Here is a 15,404-nt window from a genome sequence, read left to right on the forward strand (position 1 = left end):
GTTTTCAGTCGGCAGAACAGCCTCTACTGGGTCAGTTTTCGGTCAGCGGCAACACGCTCAGATGCACCCTACCCACCCCACGATTGACCAAGCTCTCATTCCCCAGCCCGAAGTCTGCAAGGTCATCGGCCAGACCCGCTCCGGGCTGGACAAGCTGCGCAAAAAAGACCCGACGTTCCCGAAACCCATCAAATTCAGCGATACCCGTCAGGCTGCCGCCTACTATGTGATCGCCGAGCTGAACGCCTGGCTCGCTGGCAAGATCAAGGAACGTGATGCGGAGTAATCCGCGTTGCGTCTACAGATCAGAGCCTGAATAACTATGACCTCTCGTGTTAGCCGGCTGCTTAGCCGCAAAGCCGAAGTCAGTATCGAGCTCGGCCGGCTCGTTGTGCGCCAGCCCAACGGGGAAGAAGTGAGCCAGGACTTTCTAAAAAAATACTCGCTGATTCTCCGGCGCGAGATTCTGACCGCGCTAGAGATAGATGCATACGAATACCGCAGCTACAAAACAGGTTATTACGGTAGGTTAAAGCATGCAGGGATATCCCTACAATTCACCTCGGTCATAGCGGACGAAAGCACTTACGCTATTTTCAACGTTGGTCTTACTCGCATTCGCACTACCAACAGCGGAAAGGCAGGCGCACCACTACCGAAGGGGCACTTCATTGTTACCGAACGTGGTGAGTTCTATAAGTTTTGGAAATCTACAGCACTCGCCATCCCCAAAAGCCTCACATCGTTTCACGACTACATGGGCAAACTCAAAGGCATGCTGTACACAGCAATTCTGACTGAAGACCGTGATGATGGCCGAATGGTTAAAGGTTCAATAAGACCGTTGTTCGTTTCTGCTGACCTGGTTAGGAAAGCATTTTTGCCGGAAAACTCTCGGATAACAGCCGGATATGAACCGGATAACCGCCGGATAAAAAAACCGGATAGGGATTTGGCTACAGGCCATGCGCTACGCGGCTTTCAGCCGAAATCAACTACGGGCGATCAATACTACGGTAAAGCGGTAATCAGGAAGAGCGATGACACGGGGCCTAGCTCAGCCACCCCATTACCCAAACGACCGCAAGACCAAACTGTTGACGAGTGGACTGACGATTTCTGTAGCAAGGAGATGTAGCAACAAAAGTCACCGTCACTCCTCCGCAAAGTAATCGTTGTCGAGCTGTTTCGCCTCATATAAGTCATCCGTGCCGACGCAGCACCGCTAACTCCCGCCCGCGCCGTTACGATCTCCGCAGCTGTCTACGGGGGCAAAGAAACGACAGGCCCATGCCGACCAAATACTTTCCTTAATGCAAGCCGACCAGTTTCTGTATCGATCCAATGTCAGAGCCGACGTGCCAGCTCACCTGGGACGACGACGCTTGCCAATCGAGCAGCAGGGCATCAGCGAGACGGGGTATCGCTACACCAAAAAAGAGAATGAGGCACGGTACCGGTAGTCAACAATAAACTCCCCGTCCCTCGAGCATGCTTTCAGCCACTACCGCCAGACTGGCGTCCATATGCTCGCACTACAGCGCATTCTTCTGGGGTAAAGCATCCCCCAACTGCAGCGATTAACTTTTGAGGCCTACCAGCAGATTGATGGATTGCCGTGGCCTACAAGACGGTGCGCAACAGAGTGGTGCGCACGGAAACGGACAGTTAATACATCACTCATTTGGTCTTCATTTATTAAGCCACCCTAAACCCAGCAGACCATTGGCCGGCCTCGAGAAGTATCAACCGAAGAGGGGGCGGCACTTGAGCCGTAGCGACTCAACGGTGCTGCGCATCGGCTACCAGGTACGCAAAAGAGTGGTACGCAGCGTGGTACGCACGGAAATGTACCTTTGCGTACTATGCCGCGCGCGCATTGCGTCAGAATAGATTCACCGTCCCGGCAGGCGGGGCATCAGCCAGCACGAGGCGACAGTCGGAGCCAGTGTGCTTCCGGTATCCACGGGCTGGTATCCATGAAAATGAGCGCAGGCGGTACCGATTTGGAGACCAACAACCTGCGCCAACCAGTACGGAGCCACCTAAAAAGCTCACTGGTGTCAGCCAAAGCGGATTATCTGCCCTGACCTTGCTCCGAGAGCAGTCTGCCGCATCCCGGCTTGAAGGGATCTTCGATAGCGAGCTTGTAACCGACCCAACCTACGCCCAACCTGCACATAGGATCTCAGCCTGCTCCAAAATCAGCTGTGCAGCGCCTTCCTGCTGGTCAGGCGGATATTTGTATTTCCGTAGGATGCGCTTGACCATTAGCCGCAGCTTCGCACGTACGCTGTCGCGGTTACTCCAATCCACAGTCACGTTCTGCCGTAAGCCTGCGGTCAGCTCATGTGCGATCTTGGCAAGGATCTCATCGCCCAGTTCACGCACCGAGGCTTCGTTATTGGCTAGGGCATCGTAGAAGGCCAGCTCGTCATCATTGAGCCCAAGCTGCTCGCCACGCTTGCTGGCGGCGGCGAACTTCTTGGCCATCTCGATCAGCTCTTCGATGACCTGAGCGGTTTCGATGGAGCGGTTCTGGTAGCGCTTGATGACGTTGTCGAGCAGCTCGGAGAACTTCTTTTCCTGTGCCAGGTTGCTGGCGAACTTGCTCTTGATCTCGCCTTCCAGCAGCCGTTCCAGCAGCTCCACCGCCAGATTTCTCTCCGGCAGGTTGCGCACCTCGGCGAGGAATTCATCGTCCAGCAGGCCAATGTTCGGCTTGTCCAGCCCCACCGCCTCGAACACATCCACCACCTCGCCGGAAACCACGGCATTGCCGATGATCTGGCGGATAGCCAGTTCGCGTTCCTCGTCGGTCTTCTTCCTGGCGCTGATCTCGCGCTTGGTCAGCAGCACCTTGATGGCCTGCAGAAAGGCCACCTCCTCGCGCACCGCCTTGGCTTCATCCAGCGTGCAGCACAGGGTGAAGGCCTTGCTCATGGCCAGCGCGTTGTCAGCGAAGCGCTTCTTGCCATCCTCAAGCCCCAGCACATGGTTCGCCGCACCGGCCAGCAGCTTGTGGCCACCGGTTAGATAATCGCTGTAATCGAAGCCATGCAGCAGGCCACGCAGCACGTCGAGTTTTTCCTCAAGCACCGCATAGGCTTCGTGGGCATCGACGGTTGGTCGCCCACGCCCCTTGCTGGCGGTGTACTCCTTGAGCGCTGCCTTCAGTTCGTTGGCGATGCCGATGTAGTCGACCACCAGGCCGCCCTGCTTGTCCTTGAACACCCGGTTCACCCGGGCGATGGCCTGCATCAGGTTGTGGCCCTTCATGGGCTTGTCCACATAGAGAGTGTGCACGCAGGGTGCGTCGAAGCCGGTCAGCCACATGTCGCGCACGATGACCAGCTGCAGCGGGTCCTTCGGGTCCTTGAAGCGTTTCTCCAGGCGCTTCTTCACCTGACTTGGATAGATATGCGGGCGCAGCAACGCCTTGTCCGAAGCGCTGCCAGTCATCACCACTTTGATCGCGCCCTGCTCCGGGTCCTCTTCATGCCAGTCGGGACGCAGCGCAACGATCTCGTTGTATAGGTGCACGCAGATCTCGCGACTCATGGCCACGATCATGGCCTTGCCGGTCTGCGCCTGGTTGCGCTCCTCGAAGTGCGCCACTAGATCCGCCGCCACGCTTTTGATGCGCGGCTCCGCCCCCACCACCTTTTCCAGCGCCGCCCAGCGCGACTTCAGACGCGATTGCTGATCCTCTTCCTCATCCTCCGCCAGCTCATCGACTTCATCATCGATATGTGCCAGCTCACTGTCTTTCAGCGACAGCTTGGCCAGCCGCGACTCGTAGTAGATCGCGACCGTGGCGCCGTCATCCTTCGCCTGCTGCATGTCATACACATGGATGTAGTCACCGAACACAGCCCGGGTGTCACGGTCCTCACTGGACACTGGCGTGCCGGTAAAGGCCACGAAGGTGGCGTTCGGCAAGGCATCGCGCAGGTGCTGGGCATAGCCCACCTGATAGCGGGCGCTGGCCTCGGCCACCTTCAGGTCGGGCGCCTTCAGCGAGGCATGGAAACCATATTGGGTGCGATGCGCCTCGTCGGCGATCACCACGATGTTCGAGCGAGTCGAAAGCACCGGGAAGCTGTCTTCATCCTCACCCGGAATAAACTTCTGAATGGTGGCAAACACGATGCCGCCACTCGGACGGTTGCCTAGTTTCTCGCGCAGATCGCCGCGCGTCTCGGCCTGCACCGGCTGTTCGCGCAGCAGATCCTGGGACAGCGAGAACACCCCGAACAACTGGCCGTCCAGGTCGTTGCGGTCGGTGATCACCACGATGGTCGGGTTCTCCATCGCCGCCTCCTGCATCACCCGCGCGGCGAAACAGGTCATGGTGATGCTCTTACCCGAGCCCTGGGTATGCCAGACCACCCCGCCCTTATGCGTGCCGCCCGGGCGCGAAGCGCTGACCACCTGGCGGATCGCCGCCCGCACGGCGTGGAACTGGTGGTAGCCGGCGATCTTTTTCACCAGGCGTCCGTCGTCCTCGAACAGCACGAAGTAACGTAGGTAATCCAGCAGCATCTCCGGCGCCATCACCCCGCGCAGCAGGGTTTCCAGTTCGTTGAATTGACCCAGCGGGTCGAGCTGTTCACCGTCAATGGTGCGCCAGTTCATGAAGCGCTCGGCATCGGCCGACAGCGAACCCATGCGCGCCTCGCTGCCATCGGAAATCACCAGGCTTTCGTTGTAGTGGAACAGATCGGGAATCTGCTCCTTATAGGTCTGCAACTGGTCGAAGGCCTTCCACAGGTCGGCGTTCACATCGGCGGGGTTCTTCAGCTCCAGCAGCACCAGCGGCAGGCCGTTGACGAACAGGATGATGTCGGGGCGCCGGGTGTGCTTCGGCCCCTGAATGCTGAACTGGTTGATCGCCAGCCACTCGTTGCCGCGCACGTTTACCCAGTCGATCAGCCGCACGAAATCACCCCGGGTTTCGCCATCGAGCTGGTACTGCACCGGCACGCCGCCGACCAGCAGCCGATGGAACAGGCGGTTGGCCGACAACTGCGCCGGCACACCCAGATCCACTACCTGCTTGAGCGCATCCTCGCGAGCGGCCAGCGGCACCTGGGGATTGAGCTTTGCGATGGCGGCGCGCAGGCGTTCCGTCAGCACGACCTGGCGATAACTGTCGCGCTGCGGGTCGCCGCCGTCATGGGCGATATCCGGCCCGTAAAGGTGCGTGTAACCCAGTTCGCCCAGCCAGCCGAGGCATTCCTGTTCCAGTTGGTCTTCGGTCATTACTGCTCAATCCTTGATCCGTCGAACGCATCGACATGACGAAAAAACATGACAACCCGGTAATCGACGGGTCACTCGGTCTGACCGGCCGGAATCACCTGCCAGTACCCTCCATTGGCCGGCCCCACGCGGCGCAGGCGGTTTTCAGACTGCAACTTGCGCAGACTTCGCTCAACCGAGCGCTCGGTGACGCCGGTCAGTGCGGCCAGTTCGGGAATGGTGATGTCGGGCCGTGCAGCAATGGCCTGCAGGATTTTCCCCGACGTTTTTACCGACTTTTTCCCCGACGTTATTTCTGTTTCTCGCGCCTGCGCCTCCAATGCTTCGCCGAGCGCCTGCTGCAGCGCCTCCAGCATGAACTCCACGAAAGGCGTCGCCTCGGCGACCTGGTCGGCGGCGGACAGGGCTGCGTAATAAGCATCCTGACGGTCGCGGATTACGCTTTCCACCGGAAGCCAGGCCAGCACCGGTCGCCAGCGGCTGAGAATCAGCGTCTGCCACAACCGGCCCATGCGACCGTTGCCATCGGCGAACGGGTGGATGAATTCAAATTCGTAGTGGAACACGCAACTGGCCAGCAACGGGTGTAAGTCGGTGGCTTCCAGCCAGCCGAGCAGATCGTCGACCAGTTGCGCCACGCGGCTGGCCGGTGGCGCCATGTGCATGAGTTGTTCACCCCGATAAATGCCAACCCCGCCGCGACGAAAGTGGCCGGCATCATCAATCAGGCCATGCAGCAAGCGGCCATGGGCGGCCAGCAAATCGGCCCGGCTGGCAGCATTCCAGCCGGGCATGGCTTCGTAGGCGGCGAAGGCGTTGCGCACTTCCTGGATCTCACGGGGCAGCCCGAGCACACGCTTGCCGTCGAGCACGGCGGTGACCTGCTCGACGCTCAGGGTGTTGTTCTCGATGGCCAGCGAGGCCTGGATGCTGCGGATGCGATTGCCCCGGCGCAATTGCGGGGTCATTGCCGCCTCCTCGCGTGCCGTCAGCCGGCCGACCTGTTCGGCGATCTCGGCGACCAGGGCGAGCATGTGCGGGGTGAGGGTCAGCGGTGGCTGGTAGGTGCTCATGCGGTCAATTCCATCCGGGTGGGGGAAGACGCTGTCTGCCGCAATGGAATACCGGCGCAATCAGCGTTCAGCAAACGCTCATTATCCAAATCGAACGGCAGCACCCATAGCTTCATGCCTTCTCCGTAATCGAATACCGGCAGCGCTTTTTGCAGCCCCGACCAGAACGGATAGATCAGCACCAGGGTAGGTATGCCTGCTCCAACGCGATACTTATGGCCATAGGCAAACAACTGGTAAAAATCACCCTGGTTCAAGTTGTAGTTTTTCTCAGGTTCTCCTGAATCCACACGTTTCCATTTAGTGTCCAGAATCCAGCGTTGCTCAGCGGTATCGATCAGCAGGTCCGGCTTCAAGCGAAACATCTTCCCATGATCATGCCCGCACAAGTGCTCGCGGCTGGCCTGGCTCGTCAAGCGTGCTGTGGAGGGCAACTGCTTACGCAACCAGGCCTCGACATAACACTCGAATAGCTTTTCCATCGGAAACAGCAGGCTCATGCCGCGCCAGTCACCGGCCACGGCAATCGGCATCTGCTGATTGAGGATCAACTCACACCAGGGCTTCACCGCCTGGTAATGCGCCATCAACCGGTCGCGGCTCCATGCCCGAAAGTCCTGACTTACCTGTCGGCTGGCTGGCAACTCCGCGAGCATCGCCCGCAACTCGTTGGCCAGTCGCCAATTGGCTGCATCCTGGGTGGCTTTGGCCACCTGCTCCAGCGCCAGCTTGAGCAAGCGATTCTCGGCCCGATCAGGCAGAAATACATCGTGGCGAATCTGAAAGTGATGCTGGCGGCCCGGCGGCTGGCGCATCTGCGCCACCACATTGAGCTGGCCACGGAGAAAACGCTGTTCCTCCTCGATGCGTTGGTAGTCGAAGCGCACACCACGCTTGACCAACAAATCCAGCTCCGCCAGAAACTGCCCCATCACCCACTCACTGAGCGGCGCATCAAACAATTCGAGGCTCGTCACCGATGCCTCGCGCGGCTTGAGATGCAAGGCGTGCTGAATCAGCTTGCGCAGCAAACGCCGGCTTTTCAGCATGCAATCATCCTGCTCGTGATGCTTGGGCAGAATCTCCAGCCGCGTACCGCAGGGTGTTTCCAGAACGCCCACGTAGGAATCCCACTTCAGCGAGCACCGCCCTTCAACCTGCAGTAACGGCGCGCCGTTACGGTTGAATCCGGCACTCAGCTCACACAGCCACTCGAAGGCACTTTCGGTAATTTGCGCGCAGTCAAGGTTGCCGGGCGCGACAGCGGCCGTTGTCAGGCGAGCATATTCACGAACGGTAACGAACGCGCTCACGCACCCGTCTCCTCGATCTCAGCAGGAATCTCGGCTGGGGACTGCACGCCGATAATTCCCCTGTACGCAGAAATCCGTTTGAACGCCGCATCATTGATCCGCCATACCCCGCCTTGCGCTGGCACGCTGATATTGCCGAACAGCCCTGCCAGATCCTGGTTATCCTGTTGCACGAAGCAATCAATCGCGGGCTTACGGTGATCATTGAGAACCCACTGAATGCGCTGCCAGTCGTCAAAGAAATATTCCTGCAACAGCGGCAGAATCTCATTGCGCAGGATTCTCTCCAGGCGTGCCAGCGAGGCGTCCTTCTCCAGCGGCATGAAGTAGGCGTGACCCAGACAATGTTCTCGATCAAATAGCACCTCAATGCGCTGATTCATCACCCGCAACAGCTGGCCGATGTTAAGCCCCTGCACCTCCACGCTGTCCAGCAATTCTGGCTTTGGCGGCATCTCACGGAATACGAAGCGCCTGCGCAGGGCTATATCCAGCCCTGCCAGCGAACGGTCGGCGGTGTTCATGGTGCCAATGAGATAAACATTATCTGGCACACTGAACCGCTCCTTGGAATACGGCAGCACCACCGACAACGCCTCTTCAGCGCCAGCACGCTTGGACTTCTCGATTAGGGTGATGAGTTCGCCAAAAATGCGCGAGATATTGCCGCGGTTGATCTCATCGATGATGAGCACTCGAGCATCGACAGTTGTGCTCTTAGGCTGTGGCTTCAGCAGTTGTTCGACCATTGCCGCAAACAGGCTTTGGTAGCCATTGACGATGAATTTCTCGAGCTCGGCCTCTGCCACCTTTTGGAAGATGCGGCCCTGGCGGATATCCTCGACGTCCAGCTTGCCGTTCTGCACATAGGTCAATAGCTGCCGCACCAAACTCAGCGGCAATGGCAGGACACCGCCTTTAGGTTTATCTAGCTCAACCACTTCGGGGCTGATCGCACGCACCACATAGCCCTGGCCAAAACGCTGGCCGACGTGAAACAACGCCCCATCTTCAGTCGTTTGCGCCCCCAGCAGCGCCTGTAATTTCTCGCGGTTTAGGGTTGGGCTACGCAACTCATAGAGCGTCATCTGGCTGAACTGGCCGTTCAGTAACTCACTATGGGGCAAAGACGGGCTGTATTGGCGCAGCCATTTCACCGGCCGCATTTGTGAATAATGCGGGTCGTACTCGGGATGGATTTTGAAGGCATAGCCGCCAGCGACTTCGCCAATCGCGCGGAACTTAAAATTGCCATCGCTTACCACCACCAGATCGCCCGGCTTCATCTTGGTGACGAACGCGGTAACGCTGGTCACGCTGTAATCGTTAGGGCCATCGAGGGTTACGCCAGCATCCACGAAACGTTGCTGTACATCGCCACGGTTGCTACAGCCGCTGAAGTCGATACCGCCACCGTAGCCCAGCAGCACATAGCCACCCTGAACGCACTCTTCGTAAACCCCGGCGTCGCTACCAAGGGTATTACCCAGGGACATTTTCCAAATTCTGCGCTTACCGAGTTCTAACGGCGCTTCCGCCTGCTGAGTGACTTTGGCGGCGGCTGCTTCGCAAAGGCTTTTGAAAACACCATCGACCACTTCGTAACGCAACTGCCCGCTATCAGCGTCGCTCTCGGCACGCAGCCCCTCGACGAAATCCTCGTAGCTGAAGCTCTGGTGGAAGGTGACGAAACGGATGCGCTCTTGCTGCACTAGCTCGTCGAAGCGGCTCTTCAGCCTTTTACGACTGTTTTCAACGTCGTCTTTACAAGCGCTCAGCAACTGCGGATCAAGAATGGCTAACGCATGCTCGACCGTGGCGTGCGTTTTACCGGTGCCGGGTGGACCGAAGAGGATTTGATTTAACGGCACCCGCACCTGAGTCATTGCACGTCCCTCACCATCAACGGTACTTGTCATATAGCCAAGCTCCAACAAGCCCTTGTCCTGCGGGTTATCTCCGCTGTCCCGACTATTTGCGAAATGGCGCAGGTCAAAGCGCATGGCGCCCTGCTGACCTTTCTGCCCCCATGTTCTACCAGGGAAGTCCGCTTCTAGGTCAGCGATAGCCGCGACATCGGCGCTATCGACGTGAGACGCAATAAAATCCAGAGATTGTTGGGCCTTTGGCGTATCTGCCTTGCGTCCCGTCAGGCGCACGTGAGTAATCCGGTTCCAGTCCACCCGATCGCCGTGGCTCAATTGAATTGGAACGAATAGGCTGGCCGGCTCTCCATCGTCGCTGGCGGAGAGCTCCTTAACCGGTGCAAGCCCCAATTCACCGCTGTAAAGGCCTCGCATAAATCCGAACGGGCTAAGGCCTGGGACCGATTCTCTGGCCAGCTCGTAGTATTCACGTAGCTTGAGCATACGAGCCACGGGCTTCTTCAAAGGCGGGACATTCTCGTCGGGGCAACCAAGGGCTTTAAGGTAATGACCCAAATGTTCCGACGACGAGATGGGCAAAGTCTGCGCAGGGAGATAGCAGGCTAATAAACGCAGCTTGCGCCCATCACCAACAGTGACTCGCGGCTCCACACCGGCACGGACGTAGATCGCTTTGTCGTCATCAATCCAGAGCAAATCGTCGGGGCTTGCGCCCGCGATAGCACAGTGGATTTTGAGTGTGTAGCGCAGCGCTTCTTCATCGCTCAAACCTTGCAGGCGACGGTTCTTATAAAGCGTGCCGTCACTTAGAAAATAGAGAATGTGGCCTCTGGATGTTCCTGGCATATAACGCCCGAGCGCAGGTATCACGCCCTGTTCGATCCACCAACAGAACGACGCGCCCCCGCCTTTACCCACGCAGTACTGATCTAAAGTCAGGTGCGGTAATCGCGTTAACGGAAAGACCTGGATAAAACTCTGATATTCGGCTGTGTTTTCGCTGCGAGCACAAGCTGCCTCGCCCTGGGCTTTTAAATGGGCGATTAGCCGTTGGAAGTTATCGTTGGTAGCCGGTGTCATACAGCCTCCGCTACGAGAGCTTCAGCTTCTGGCAGGCGCAGCTGACCGGAGATCAGGCGGGGCAAGAGGGTGTCGCGGAGTTGGGTGAGGGTTTGGGCTTGACGTTCATTTTCGATCAAACGCTCGAAAAGTTGCTCAGCGATATCTGCGAAGGCATTCAGTACGTCAACCGCTGGCACCAACGCAGGGATTGGGCGGAAAGCCTTTTTACTGATCTCCATAAAGGTCGAACCATTAGCGCGGCCTTTGATCCCTTCCATATTTTGACGGCACCAGAACAACATGTAGAGCGGCGATAACTCTCCACCGCGCGGGATGGCGATGTAGCCCTGGTTTACTGCGACAGGCATCTGGGCAATAGCTAGATAGCCAATTGGCGCACGGGAAGAAAGCAGCAAAGTACCTGTCGGCAATAATCCCGAGCTGACCTTGGCCAATCCTAACGACGACAGCTGGCGCTCAGTTCGGAGCAACACCGGGGATTGCAGACCCGACAGATCTTTAGGTGTCGTCCAGCAATGCTCGGCTGGCTCCCAATAGCTGGCTTCCTTGGTATCGGGCGTACCGCCTCCCAAACAATCCACAGCATCGCCAACTGGCTTAACCGCCCACCCCTTCGGCACCAAGCCCAGTTCGGACTCTTCGAAGCTATCGGGGAACAGGGCGGCGGTGGTGGCGTCCATGCCTTCCGGCTGGCGGCCTTCGGCCTTGGCGTGCACGGGGTCGAAATCGACGAACCAGGATTTGAACAACGCCTGGGCGATGGCTTCCAGGGTGGCGTTGGTTTCGCGTAGCAGGGTGATGCGGTCATCGAGGCCCCCCAGCAACTCCGAAATGCGAGCTTGCTCTTCAATCGGGGGCAAATGTAGCTGCTCACCGCGAATTTGAGCAGGAGAAAGGTTTGCCTGCCCGCCGGAGCTGGTAGCAATCGATATAAAAAGCTTTTGATAGTCATCTGAGCTCAAGAAATAAGCTGCACACTTCCGATCAATAACAACACCTTCCCGAGGGCGCAGGACGCCAACACGCTGATTTAACATGTAGTGCCCAGAAATATCGAAATACGCGACCTTACCAACCCAAGTGTCTTTCGAACCATCAAATCGATTCCCAGACATTGTGATGAGAATATCGCCACGGCGGATTGCCTTGTCATTTCGTCGCGAAGCGACCTCTACAGACACATACGAAAGATCGTCAAGAACGACATTATTGGGCTTTACATTTTTTATCTTTAGAACCGGAATACCGCTTGAAATGAAATCGCCACTTTTGAATGCGTAGCCATTCACCAGCTCGAAAATCTCGCCAATTTTGTAGCTGGTCCATTCAGACCTCATACCCCAGCCCCCCCAGCTTCTGCCGGATCAACTGATCGAGTTCCGCGCCCTTCTGCATCTGCTCGCCAAGCTGTTGGGTCAGCCGCTGCATCTTCTCGGCAAAGGCTTCGTCATCATCCTCAACTTCTTCAGCACCGACATAGCGCCCAGGCGTCAGCACATGGCCGTGCTCGGCGATTTCCGCCAGTTTGACGCTGCGGCAGAAGCCGGCGATGTCCTGGTATTCAGCAATCTCACCACCCACATCCAGCGGTTCGCCGCGCCAGTCGGCGACGGTTTGCGCGATGCGTTCGATATCGGCGTCGGTCAGCTCGATCTGCACGCGGCTAACGCTGGTGCCGAGTTTGCGCGCGTCGATAAAGAGTACTTCGCCGGGGCGGGCGGTTTTCTGTTTGGTGAGGAACCACAGGCAGGCGGGAATCTGGGTGTTGAAGAACAGCTGGCCGGGCAGCGCCACCATCACTTCCACCACATCGGCCTCGACCATGGCCTTGCGAATCTCGCCTTCGCTGTTCTGGCTGGAGCTCATGGAGCCGTTGGCCAGCACGATGCCGGCGCGGCCGCTGGGTTTGAGGTGATAGAGCATGTGTTGCAGCCAGGCGTAGTTGGCGTTGCCTTGCGGCGGTGTGCCGTAGACCCAGCGCGGGTCGCCGTCCAGGCTGCCGTGCCACCAGTCGCTGATGTTGAACGGCGGGTTGGCCAGTACAAAGTCGGCGCGCAGGTCAGAGTGCTGGTTGCGGATAAAGGTATCCGCCGGCTCCTTGCCCAGGTTGAAGTCGATGCCGCGAATGGCCAGGTTCATCGCCGCCAGGCGCCAGGTGGTGGGGTTGGATTCCTGGCCGTAGATGGACACGTCGCCCAGCTTGCCGCCGTGGGCTTCGATGAATTTCTCCGACTGCACGAACATGCCGCCACTGCCGCAGCAGGGGTCGTAGACCTTCCCAAAGTGCGGGTTGAGCACTGCCACCAGGGTTTTGACGATGCTGGCCGGGGTGTAGAACTGCCCACCCTTCTTGCCCTCGGCGCTGGCGAACTGGCCGAGGAAGTATTCGTAGACCTGACCGAGCAGGTCGCGGGCCTGGTTGGTGTCGTCACCAAAGCCGATGGTCGAGACCAGATCCACCAGCTCACCGAGCTTGCCGTCCGGCAACTGAGCGCGGGCGTAGCGCTTGTCGAGGATGTTCTTGAGCTTGGGGTTTTCCGCCTCGATGGCGGCCAGGGCATCGTCGATGCGCTTGCCGATGTCCACTTGCTTGGCGCTCGCGCGGATCGCTTCCCAGCGCGCCACTTCCGGCACCCAGAAGACGTTGACTTCGCGGTAGTAGTCGCGGTCTTCCAGCTCGGCGTTGAGCGCCTCGCCATCATTTTCAAGAGCATCGTCGCCCAGGTAGTAGTCGTCGTTTCCATCCAGCAGCTTGCGTTCCAGCTCGGCGCGGCGACCAGCGAAGCTGTCGGAGATGTACTTGAGGAAGATCAGCCCGAGCACGATGTGCTTGTACTCGGCGGCGTCCATATTGGCGCGCAGCTTGTCGGCGGTGGCCCAGAGGGTTTTCTCCATTGCTGCCAGGCTGGTGGCGGGTTGTAACTTGGCCGGCTTGGCCTTAGTTGCCGCTTGCACCAGATAGCTGGCCGGCACTTCCGCGACACCAGGCTCGCGACGTTCACGCGCGTTGTTTAAAGCCTGGTCCGCCAGGCTGATACCAGTGACCGAGGCCCGGCATACGGAACCGCCGCGCCCACGACCTTTGAGCAGCGCACCCTGCGCTATCAGCTCATCACGAGCAGCGCGGAACTGTTCGTCAGTCAACTCGGCGAGATGGCTTTGCAGGCGCGAGAGCAGAGTTTGGTTGCCAATGCTGCTGCCATCAGCGGGAACAGCCGCGAGCAGTGCCTGCGACAACGTGGCCAAATCTGTCATGCGTAACTCCTCGTGCGCTTCCATCCGATAGAAGCGCCGGTAAATAAATGGTGATGCGGCTTTAAGCGGAACGACGCGCGGAGACCGAAGAGATGGTGTAAGGCTGTACTGGCTGACGAGTACGAGCGGAGGGCCATCCCTGGAACTACAGGCCTGCCATGCTTTGATGCCGCCACCTTATCCATTGCCTTTGCATGGGTAAAGCTGGCAATCAATCTTTGCCGAGCTTACCTGCTAGGCAAGCTGCACAGGGACCAGAAAATCCACGGCCAGCGCTTCAGGTCCCGATCTAGGCTAGCGACTGTATGGGCTGCGCAAAGCGGTTTCTACGCTGTGTATATGAACAGGTAAACTTTCAGGGCTTAGCTTGAAATGTCGACCAGGCCCTTCCGCAACGCCTTGTTCATGCTCCCAGCAGCGGCTATAGGCTGAGATATGAAACGGCGGTTAACAAGCGCCGGTTAAACAGCCCGGTTAACACGGAATCGCACTCCTGGAGTGAAAAAGGAGACGTTCCTACTGCGCAAACATTCGACGCCGGTTCAGATGCCTCGATGGCAGTCAAACCCGACCTGTTGGTAGAGGTATTTAAGGCCAGCAGGGCTACTATGGCTTGGGGCACACAGTTGCGCTCCTTACCCATCGCATGGAATCGTCGGAAAACATCATGGACACTCTCACGCTCGCAAGCATCATCCTGACTCTCGGCTTCATTTCACTCGGCCTGCTGCTGTATTTCCGGCAGCGCACTAGACAGCGCCGCGCCGCCGCGATAGATCAAGAGCAGCCTCGTAGTGACAAAACAGTTGATGCGGAGGATCGTGCGTATGCTGAGAATTTTTACTGCATCATGCTGACTGACGGAACCTGTCGCCCGGGCTTCATGATGGACCCGCCGAAACAGGCACCCGACGTACGAGCACCGGATGAAATTTTGCCATCCGAATCAAGACTGAACGATGGCTTGCCTCAGCTTGAAGAACGAGTGCATCCAGGCGAGCATCCAAGGTCATAAACGGATGGCCTCTGCAGCCGTCCGGAAACATCGAAACAGCCACAGCGGCCATGGAAATGTATCCCTACATGTATCCCTTAAATTTTATCAACCCGTAAAACCTATAAATATCAGTAGGTTACGCTGCCAGTTAAGGTGACCCCGGCCCAAACACAAAGCCCCGAGAATCTTGAGATTCTCGGGGCTTTTTCTTTGTGCTGGCGAAAAGGTATGAAGCTCTCAGATAACGGGGTGGAGTAGCTGCCAACAAATGCTTGAGGTTCAAGCGCCCATTTTGCGCAAGATGCCTGGCTCGTCCTCCCGACGCCTCTCATTCCATCACCGCAAAGCCAACCCGCACTATGCTGATTCTGCTACGCCTACCGCACGGCGCGGCGTGGAAAATAAAGCTGTCCCCCTTTAGCCCTTTATCTTCGCAGCGTCGAAAAAGTTTCGACTTACGTACGCTCAACGGCAGCTCCAATCTCGGCAACGTAGATTTTCACCGAGCTATTTGGAAACCGGGCGATGGTAT

General features: G+C 57.9%; 9 protein-coding genes. 3 read left to right on the forward strand and 6 right to left on the reverse strand.

Going from position 1 to position 15,404, the window contains the following annotated elements; all coding sequences use genetic code 11:
* The first annotated feature begins 61 nt into the window (after window positions 1-61).
* Together RT582_RS18000 and RT582_RS18005 are read left to right on the forward strand one after the other, a co-directional pair.
* On the forward strand, window positions 62-286 hold the full coding sequence (locus RT582_RS18000; protein WP_125859692.1) for a helix-turn-helix transcriptional regulator: 225 nt from the start codon (window positions 62-64) through the stop codon (window positions 284-286).
* Between the two features lie 36 nt (window positions 287-322).
* On the forward strand, window positions 323-1,138 hold the full coding sequence (locus RT582_RS18005) for a hypothetical protein (protein WP_313478979.1): 816 nt from the start codon (window positions 323-325) through the stop codon (window positions 1,136-1,138).
* A gap of 1,025 nt (window positions 1,139-2,163) precedes the next feature.
* Here the strand turns inward: RT582_RS18005 and RT582_RS18010 are convergent.
* The 6 genes from RT582_RS18010 to RT582_RS18035 all read right to left on the reverse strand — a co-directional run bounded on the left by RT582_RS18010 (window position 2,164) and on the right by RT582_RS18035 (window position 13,875).
* Window positions 2,164-5,265: a type I restriction endonuclease subunit R gene (locus tag RT582_RS18010; protein WP_313478982.1), complete on the reverse strand. Its 3,102-nt coding sequence runs from the start codon at window positions 5,263-5,265 to the stop codon at window positions 2,164-2,166.
* A 71-nt stretch (window positions 5,266-5,336) separates the two neighbouring features.
* Window positions 5,337-6,338, reverse strand: a complete 1,002-nt coding sequence (locus tag RT582_RS18015; protein WP_104099111.1) for a Fic family protein — start codon at window positions 6,336-6,338, stop codon at window positions 5,337-5,339.
* On the reverse strand, window positions 6,335-7,651 hold the full coding sequence (locus RT582_RS18020) for an McrC family protein (protein WP_313285471.1): 1,317 nt from the start codon (window positions 7,649-7,651) through the stop codon (window positions 6,335-6,337). Before RT582_RS18020 ends, RT582_RS18015 begins: the two co-directional genes overlap by 4 nt.
* The gene (locus RT582_RS18025) at window positions 7,648-10,617 is read right to left on the reverse strand and encodes an AAA family ATPase (protein WP_313478987.1); all 2,970 of its coding nucleotides are present in this window, start codon (window positions 10,615-10,617) and stop codon (window positions 7,648-7,650) included. Before RT582_RS18025 ends, RT582_RS18020 begins: the two co-directional genes overlap by 4 nt.
* Complete coding sequence (locus RT582_RS18030) at window positions 10,614-11,957, reverse strand: restriction endonuclease subunit S (RefSeq protein WP_313478988.1); 1,344 nt, start codon at window positions 11,955-11,957, stop codon at window positions 10,614-10,616. The genes RT582_RS18025 and RT582_RS18030 overlap by 4 nt, the downstream gene beginning before the upstream one ends.
* Entirely contained in the window at window positions 11,947-13,875 is a 1,929-nt protein-coding gene (locus RT582_RS18035) for a class I SAM-dependent DNA methyltransferase (RefSeq protein WP_313478991.1), read from the reverse strand. Before RT582_RS18035 ends, RT582_RS18030 begins: the two co-directional genes overlap by 11 nt.
* Window positions 13,876-14,542: 667 nt before the next feature.
* On the opposite strand from RT582_RS18035, the gene RT582_RS18040 reads away from it, so the two are divergent.
* Window positions 14,543-14,890, forward strand: coding sequence for a hypothetical protein (locus RT582_RS18040; RefSeq protein WP_313478994.1), 348 nt, complete (start codon window positions 14,543-14,545; stop codon window positions 14,888-14,890).
* The last annotated feature ends 514 nt before the right edge of the window (window positions 14,891-15,404 follow it).

It is taken from the genome of Stutzerimonas kunmingensis, from assembly GCF_032106285.1.
GTDB lineage: Bacteria > Pseudomonadota > Gammaproteobacteria > Pseudomonadales > Pseudomonadaceae > Stutzerimonas > Stutzerimonas kunmingensis_B.

Coding starts and splice junctions, on each gene's coding strand:
- RT582_RS18000 (WP_125859692.1), top strand. CDS start 62: ATGCACCCTACCCACCCCACGATTGACCAAGCTCTCATTCCCCAGCCC.
- RT582_RS18005 (WP_313478979.1), top strand. CDS start 323: ATGACCTCTCGTGTTAGCCGGCTGCTTAGCCGCAAAGCCGAAGTCAGT.
- RT582_RS18010 (WP_313478982.1), bottom strand. CDS start 5,265: ATGACCGAAGACCAACTGGAACAGGAATGCCTCGGCTGGCTGGGCGAA.
- RT582_RS18015 (WP_104099111.1), bottom strand. CDS start 6,338: ATGAGCACCTACCAGCCACCGCTGACCCTCACCCCGCACATGCTCGCC.
- RT582_RS18025 (WP_313478987.1), bottom strand. CDS start 10,617: ATGACACCGGCTACCAACGATAACTTCCAACGGCTAATCGCCCATTTA.
- RT582_RS18030 (WP_313478988.1), bottom strand. CDS start 11,957: ATGAGGTCTGAATGGACCAGCTACAAAATTGGCGAGATTTTCGAGCTG.
- RT582_RS18035 (WP_313478991.1), bottom strand. CDS start 13,875: ATGACAGATTTGGCCACGTTGTCGCAGGCACTGCTCGCGGCTGTTCCC.
- RT582_RS18040 (WP_313478994.1), top strand. CDS start 14,543: ATGGACACTCTCACGCTCGCAAGCATCATCCTGACTCTCGGCTTCATT.